This is a genomic window from Polynucleobacter sp. 35-46-11, from assembly GCF_002281105.1.
In genome coordinates this window covers 1-6,846 of sequence record NZ_NCFJ01000102.1, presented here as the reverse complement: position 1 = coordinate 6,846, position 6,846 = coordinate 1, and the positions used below count along the sequence as shown (strand labels likewise).

At 48.8% G+C, this 6,846-nt stretch carries 6 protein-coding genes; 1 reads left to right on the top strand and 5 read right to left on the bottom strand.

Features of this window, described 5'->3' with window-relative positions; translation table 11 throughout:
- Positions 1–130 precede the first annotated feature (130 nt).
- The 5 genes from dut to B7Y67_RS08905 are packed head-to-tail and all read right to left on the bottom strand — an operon-like array spanning position 131 to position 6,138.
- Positions 131–580 carry a dUTP diphosphatase gene (gene dut, locus B7Y67_RS08925; protein WP_293598341.1) on the bottom strand — a complete coding sequence of 150 codons (450 nt, stop codon included), beginning with the start codon at positions 578–580 and terminating at the stop codon, positions 131–133.
- Between the two features lie 19 nt (positions 581–599).
- A complete protein-coding gene (gene coaBC / locus B7Y67_RS08920; protein WP_293598340.1) occupies positions 600–1,811 on the bottom strand; it encodes a bifunctional phosphopantothenoylcysteine decarboxylase/phosphopantothenate--cysteine ligase CoaBC in 1,212 nt (403 codons plus the stop codon).
- Between the two features lie 9 nt (positions 1,812–1,820).
- Positions 1,821–2,315 (bottom strand): signal peptidase II, encoded by a 495-nt coding sequence (lspA, locus tag B7Y67_RS08915; RefSeq protein WP_293598339.1) that lies wholly within the window; start codon positions 2,313–2,315, stop codon positions 1,821–1,823.
- An 18-nt stretch (positions 2,316–2,333) separates the two neighbouring features.
- Positions 2,334–5,195: an isoleucine--tRNA ligase gene (gene ileS / locus B7Y67_RS08910; protein ID WP_293598338.1), complete on the bottom strand. Its 2,862-nt coding sequence runs from the start codon at positions 5,193–5,195 to the stop codon at positions 2,334–2,336.
- Complete coding sequence (locus B7Y67_RS08905) at positions 5,188–6,138, bottom strand: bifunctional riboflavin kinase/FAD synthetase (protein WP_293598337.1); 951 nt, start codon at positions 6,136–6,138, stop codon at positions 5,188–5,190. Before B7Y67_RS08905 ends, ileS begins: the two co-directional genes overlap by 8 nt.
- Before the next feature lie 51 nt (positions 6,139–6,189).
- On the opposite strand from B7Y67_RS08905, the gene purN reads away from it, so the two are divergent.
- Positions 6,190–6,819, top strand: coding sequence for a phosphoribosylglycinamide formyltransferase (gene purN, locus B7Y67_RS08900; protein ID WP_293598336.1), 630 nt, complete (start codon positions 6,190–6,192; stop codon positions 6,817–6,819).
- Positions 6,820–6,846: the final 27 nt, after the last annotated feature.

Here is a 6,846-nt window from a genome sequence, read left to right as displayed (position 1 = left end):
CTACCTTTAGCTTGAACTGCTTACTGTACTTGCTCATAAAACAAAACCCCCTTGGTTGGACATAAGGTCCAACTTTTGGGGGTCAGTTCATACGGGTGGTTTTTTATTGGGCATGACCGAAATATCTAAATCAGTTGCGTCCTGTACTTCCAAACCCACCAGCTCCACGACTACTTTCGGTGAATTCTTCAACCACCTTAAGTTCTACTTGTTGGACGGGCATGACTACTAGTTGAGCTAGACGCTCCATGGGCTCAAGCTTGAATGCTGTAGATCCGCGATTCCAGGTGCTGACCATCAGCTGGCCTTGGTAGTCAGAGTCAATTAATCCGACAAGATTTCCAAGGACGATCCCATGCTTATGACCTAGGCCGGAGCGCGGTAGGATGAATGCCGCATAGCGCGGATCTTCTACATAGATTGCTAGACCTGTTGGCACAAGTACGGTTTGGCCGGGAGCAATTTCAATGGCTTCATCAATGCAGGCGCGCAAATCTAAACCAGCGCTACCAGGGGTTCCATATGTCGGCAATTGACCTCGCATACGTTCATCGAGAATTTTGACTTGAAGTTCTTGCATGGAATTTCCTAAAGCGAGTTTAAATTTTCTTGGCGACTAACTGAATGAGCTGGCGTGCAAGCTGGAGCTTTTCAGCCTTGGCAATTTTCTTACCACCGCTCTCATCAATGATGAGCAATTGATTGAGATCGCTACCAAAGGTATCTGGTCCAATATTGCCGACGACCATCGGAATGCCCTTACGTTTGCGCTTCTCTTCAGCATGCTTTTGGAGATCGGTAGACTCTGCTGCAAAGCCAATGCAGTAGGGGTGCAACTTACCACCTTGAGTTTTGACCGTTTTAGCTACATCAGCAAGAATATCTGGGTTTGCAGTGAACTCTAGATTGGGGGCTTGCTTACCTTGACGCTTAATCTTGTCTTTGGCTGGCTTGGTAATGCCCCAGTCAGCCACCGCAGCAACTGCAAAGAAAATATCGCAGTCAGAAGATTGCATAGTGGCTGCATGCATTTCTTTAGCGCTCACGACATTGGTGCGGGTAATTTTTCCAGTTGCGGCGAGTGGTATATCCAAGTCGCAAGGACCAGCAATCAGGTGCACTTCTGCGCCAGCCTCAACAGCTGCGCGGGCAATTGCAAATCCCATCTTGCCAGAGCTGCGATTAGTGATGCCGCGCACAGGATCAATGGCTTCAAAGGTAGGTCCCGCAGTGATAAGTACGCGCTTGCCTACTAATGGTTTTTTCTGAAAGAAGGCAATGAGTTGTTCGGTAATTTCAGCAGGCTCGAGCATGCGTCCGTAGCCTACTTCACCACATGCCTGAAAGCCACTGGCTGGACCGAGTAATGTAACTTTGTCCGCAATCAGTCTCTCTGCACTTCTTTGTGTTGCTGCATGCTCCCACATTTGCTTATTCATGGCAGGCGCAAGTAATAGAGGGCAATCTCTCGCCAGGCAAAGCGTTGTTAGTAAATCATCTGCTAAGCCGAGAGAAAGTTTGGCCATGAGATCTGCACTTGCTGGTGCAATCAGAATTGCATCGGCAGCTCTAGATAGTTCAATGTGCGCCATGTTATTAGCAATGCTGCTATCCCATTGGCTGGTGTAAACCGGATTGCCTGTGAGCGCCTGCATAGTGACTGGTGTCACAAATTGCTGAGCGGCTTCTGTCATCACCACTTGAACGCTCGCACCTTCTTGCATCAACTGACGCGCTAGCTCCGCAGACTTATAGGCCGCAATGCCACCGGAGATACCAAGAACGATTTTCTTATTTAAAAGTGATTGCATGGCGCCAGCTTAATGGGGTTGAGAGGTTTTGCCAAATGACTTGCGTAGCTCACCCCAAATAATGAGGGCTGCACCGATGCAAATAGCGCTATCCGCAATATTGAATGCCGGCCAATGCCAGTTGGCGTAATGCAGGTCAATGAAGTCCACCACAGCGCCATACAGGAGGCGATCCAGGACATTGCCTAGTGCACCGCCCAGAATGAGACTGAGGGACCAGCAGAGCATTTTGTCGCCCAGGCCCTTACGTAGCAGCCAGAGAATGTAAGCGGAAGCTGCTAGGCCAAGGACCGTGAAGAACCAGCGCTGCCAGCCCGAGCTCTGCGCTAAGAAAGAAAATGCCGCTCCTGGATTAAACAGTAGCAACCAGTTCATAAATGGCAAAACAGGTTCGGGTACTCCTAATTGCAGATTCATTAAGGCAGACCATTTACTCAATTGGTCTAGCAATAGCGTAATGACTGCAATCGCTAGGTAACGGAGAATTGATGGGCTTGTGCTCATATGAATTTATAGGCTCGCTTATGCAAACAAGCGTGATTCGCCATCCCCAAAGAGATTGCTAATGCAACGACCGCACAGCTCTGGATGTTCGGTATTGGACCCAACATCTTGGGTGTGATGCCAGCAGCGACCGCACTTTTTATATTGGCTGCCGCGTACGAGTACTTCAAGGCCTGCATTACTCAGCTCTAAGTTAGCGCTAGAAGTAATAGTCACAAAGCGCAAGTCATCTTCAAGGGAATGCAAAATTGCAAAATCGATATCACCTACTTTGATAGTGAGTTCTGCTTGTAGTGATGAGCCTACATTCCCAGCTTCTCGCTCAATCTCAATGGCCTTGGTGACCTCGGAACGAATTTCTCGAACACGGTTCCACTTAGCAAGGAGTTCAGCGGCCTGAGCAATTTCTGGAAAAGCCCCGAACTCTTCCATGAAGATGGACTCTTTAGCTTTTTCATCAGCACCATGCGGGAATGACAACCAGGCTTCCTCAGCGGTAAAGGAGAGGAATGGGGCAAGCCACTTAAGTAGATTGCGGGTGATGTGAAATAGGGCATTCTGCGCTGCACGACGCTCTTTTGAATTCGGTGCGCTGGTGTAGAGGCGATCTTTCAGAATATCTAGGTAGAAGCCACCTAAATCTTCTGAGCAGAAAGTCAGCATGCGCGCTACAGCTGGTTGGAACTCATAAGCCTTGTAGTGCGCTTGTACATCTTGTTGCAATTGATTCGCAAGGGCAACAGCGTAGCGATCAATCTCTAGCCATTCACTGGCAGGCATCGCATGCTTACTGGGATCAAAGTCAGACAGGTTGGCCAACAAGAAACGCAATGTATTGCGAATGCGACGATAGCTTTCTACTACGCGTTTCAGAATTTCATCAGAAATCGTCATCTCACCGGAGTAATCGGTAGATGCTACCCACAAGCGAATAATCTCGGCACCCAACTTATCAGCAACTTGCTGCGGGGCAATCACGTTGCCTACAGACTTACTCATCTTGCGACCTTGGCCATCAACGGTAAAGCCGTGGGTCAACAGCGCCCTATATGGCGGCTTGCCATCAAGCATGGCGCCAGTCAGCAGGGAAGAGTGAAACCAGCCACGATGTTGGTCTGAGCCTTCAAGGTACAGGTCAGCTAAGCGACCATCTGCATTCTCAGCTTCTGGACGATAGAGCTCATTGCGGTGCGATCCACGAATGACGTGCCAATGTGTAGTGCCAGAGTCAAACCACACATCCAAGGTATCGCGATTCTTTTCGTATTGAGCGGCTTCTTCGCCAAGCAGTTCAGCTACTTCCAGTTTTTGCCAAGCTTCAATGCCTTCTTTTTCAACCCGCTTAGCGATTTCTTCGAGTAACTCGACTGTGCGTGGATGTGGCTCGCCACTTTCCTTATGAACAAAGAAAGCCATCGGTACGCCCCATTGACGCTGACGTGACAAGGTCCAATCTGGACGGTTCGCAATCATGCTGTTTAGGCGCTGCTTGCCCCAGGCTGGGAAGAACTCGGTGTTTTCGATGCCTGCGAGTGCAGTCTCGCGCAAGCTTGCACTGCCATCGGAGGGTTTCTTATCCATGCTCGCAAACCACTGTGAGGTCGCGCGATAAATAATCGGGGATTTATGGCGCCAGCAGTGCATGTAAGAGTGGGTATAGGTTTTGTCTCGCAAGAGGCTGCCTGCCTCACGCATGGCTTCCACAATCTTCGGATTAGCTTTCCAGATGTATTCATTGGCAAAGAGTGGTAACCAAGAGGCGTAGACACCATTACCCATTACTGGATTCAAGATGTCTTTATCAGCCAGTTTGTTTGCTTTGCAAGACTTAAAGTCTTCCTCGCCGTAGGCTGGCGCAGAGTGCACTACGCCAGTACCAGTATCCAGTGTGACGTATTCAGCGGGGTAGATTGGTGAGAGGCGCTTGTATCCCTCATGTAATGGAGCAAGTGGATGCCAGAAAGAGATGTTGGCTAACTGATTGCCTAAGCAAGTAGCAATGACTTTTCCTTCAAGGCCAAAATCTTCCAGACAAGTTTCTACTCGATCTTTTGCCAAGATCAACAACTTGTCACCGGTGTCTACCAAAGCGTAGCTAAGCTCAGGGTGAACATTCAGCGCTTGATTAGATGGAATGGTCCAAGGCGTTGTTGTCCAGATCACAATCATTCCAAGCTTAGCTGGGATTTCAGTCAGACCAAATGCTTTTGCAAGTTGTGGGCGCTGCGCATCATCAAATGCAAAACCAACATCAACTGTTGGATCAGTCTTGTCTTGATATTCCACTTCCGCTTCAGCTAGGGCAGAGCCACAGTCAAAACACCAGTTCACAGGTTTTAGGCCGCGGAAGACGTAGCCCTTTTCCCAGATCTTCCCAAGCGCACGAATTTCATCAGCCTCATTGCGGTAGTTCATGGTGAGATAAGGGTTATTCCAATCACCCAACACGCCCAAACGCTCAAAGTCTTTCTTCTGCTTATCTACTTGCACCTTGGCATAGGCGCGTGCTTTTGACTGGACTTCAGCAGTCGGTAAATTTTTGCCAAATTCTTTTTCAATCTGAATCTCAATTGGCATGCCATGGCAATCCCAGCCTGGGACATACGCAGAGTCAAAGCCCATTAACCAGCGGGACTTCACGATCATATCCTTGAGGATCTTATTGACCGCATGACCAATATGAATATCGCCGTTTGCATAGGGAGGGCCATCATGCAAAATAAATTTTGGTTGATTAGCATGTGCTGCGCGAATCTTTTCGTAAAATTTATTTTTCTGCCATTGCGCAACCCACTGCGGTTCACGTTTTGGTAGATCGCCCCGCATCGGAAACGATGTTTCTAAAAGATTGACGGGATAAGAGTTTTCTTTTTCAGACATAAGCTTTTTTCTGGAAATAATTTCTGGCATGCGCTGCATCAGATGCAATCGCCTTGGTAAGGGTGTCGAGGTCAGAGTATTTCGCCTCATCACGGATTTTTTCTAAGAGCTCTACAGTAATAATTTTTCCGTAGACATCGGCGTTGTAGTCAAAGATGTGTGTCTCAAGCAATACACGACCTTCATCTTCAACCGTAGGTCTCACACCGAGGCTAGCTACAGCAGGCAGTGGCTTGTCTCCTAGCCCCAAGACTTGGGCAGTAAAAATGCCAGAGCAGGCAGGCTTGCGGTGATGAAGGTGATTGGCAACAGCGAGATTGAGTGTGGGGAAGCCTAAAGTGCGCCCCAGTTTTTGTCCATGGATAACATGACCAGAGATGCCATAAGGTCGCCCTAATAATTTTGTCGCTTGATCCATGTTGCCGCAAGCTAATGCATTGCGCAGTGCTGAGCTAGAAATTCTTTCACCATCTTCTTGCACAGTGTGAATGCTAGAAACTTCAAAACCCAATTGTTCACCTGCTGCTTTGAGACTCGCAAAGTTACCCGCGCGCTTTGCGCCGTAGCAAAAATCATCGCCAATCAAAATCCATTTGGCATTGAGTTGCTTGACGATGATTTCGGAAACAAATTCTTCGGGGGTAAGGCGAGCAAACGCAGAATTGAAATGTTCCACCACTACGCGATCGATGCCAATATCGGCAAACGCGGCAAGCTTGTCACGCAAATTCAGAATGCGTGGTGGCGCTTGTTCTGGGGAAAAGAATTCTTTAGGGTGCGGCTCGAAAGTCATTACACAGCTAACCAAGCCACGCTCCTGGGCGCCATCCTTAAGTTGCTTTAGCAGGGCGCGATGACCCCTGTGCACGCCATCGAAATTACCGATGGTTAAGGCACAAGCTGGTCCTGCAGAAAACTGGGTAGGGCCACGGAATACGTTCACTAAATCGCTTTCAGGGTCGCTTTCAGGGTAACCATCAATTATATTGTGGGCATGCCATCTATCGTCACCTTAATCTCGGGCCGCGGATCCAATTTCGAGGCCATCGTCAAAACAGCTCAAAAAGAGCACTGGCCAGTCACCTTTGCAGGGGTGATCGCTAATCACTCTGCAGCTAAGGGCCTTGCTTTTGCTCGCTCTCAGGGCATTCCTGCCTTTGCTATTGAGCATAAAGAGCATGCTACGCGCGAGTCCTTTGATGCTGCCCTCATCGCAAAAATCGATGAATTGGGTGCAGATTTGGTTGTTCTAGCCGGTTTTATGCGCATTCTGACTCCAGGCTTTATTCGTCATTTTGAGGGTCGACTCATCAATATTCACCCAGCTTTGCTACCAGCCTTCCCGGGTTTGCATACCCACGAGCGGGCTTTGGAGGCTGGCGTAGCCGAACATGGAGCTACCGTGCACTTTGTAACCGAGGGTGTCGATGAAGGCCCTATCATCTGTCAAGCCTCAGTTCCAGTGCTGCCCGGCGAGGATGCTGATAGTTTGGCTGCCCGAGTTTTAGCTGCTGAGCATCAGATTTATCCGAGGGCCGTAAAATGGTTCCTAGATGGACGATTGCGAATAGAAGGTAATCAAGTTCAGGTTCAACCACCGGAGTCGCAATTAATAAAATTATGAGTAAAGAACGTTCATCCCGCGGAGCTA

Bases quoted from the DNA above. Each gene is read 5' to 3' on its own strand.
- coaBC (WP_293598340.1), bottom strand. From the start codon at position 1,811: ATGCAATCACTTTTAAATAAGAAAATCGTTCTTGGTATCTCCGGTGGC.
- purN (WP_293598336.1), top strand. From the start codon at position 6,190: ATGCCATCTATCGTCACCTTAATCTCGGGCCGCGGATCCAATTTCGAG.
- ileS (WP_293598338.1), bottom strand. From the start codon at position 5,195: ATGTCTGAAAAAGAAAACTCTTATCCCGTCAATCTTTTAGAAACATCG.
- dut (WP_293598341.1), bottom strand. From the start codon at position 580: ATGCAAGAACTTCAAGTCAAAATTCTCGATGAACGTATGCGAGGTCAA.
- lspA (WP_293598339.1), bottom strand. From the start codon at position 2,315: ATGAGCACAAGCCCATCAATTCTCCGTTACCTAGCGATTGCAGTCATT.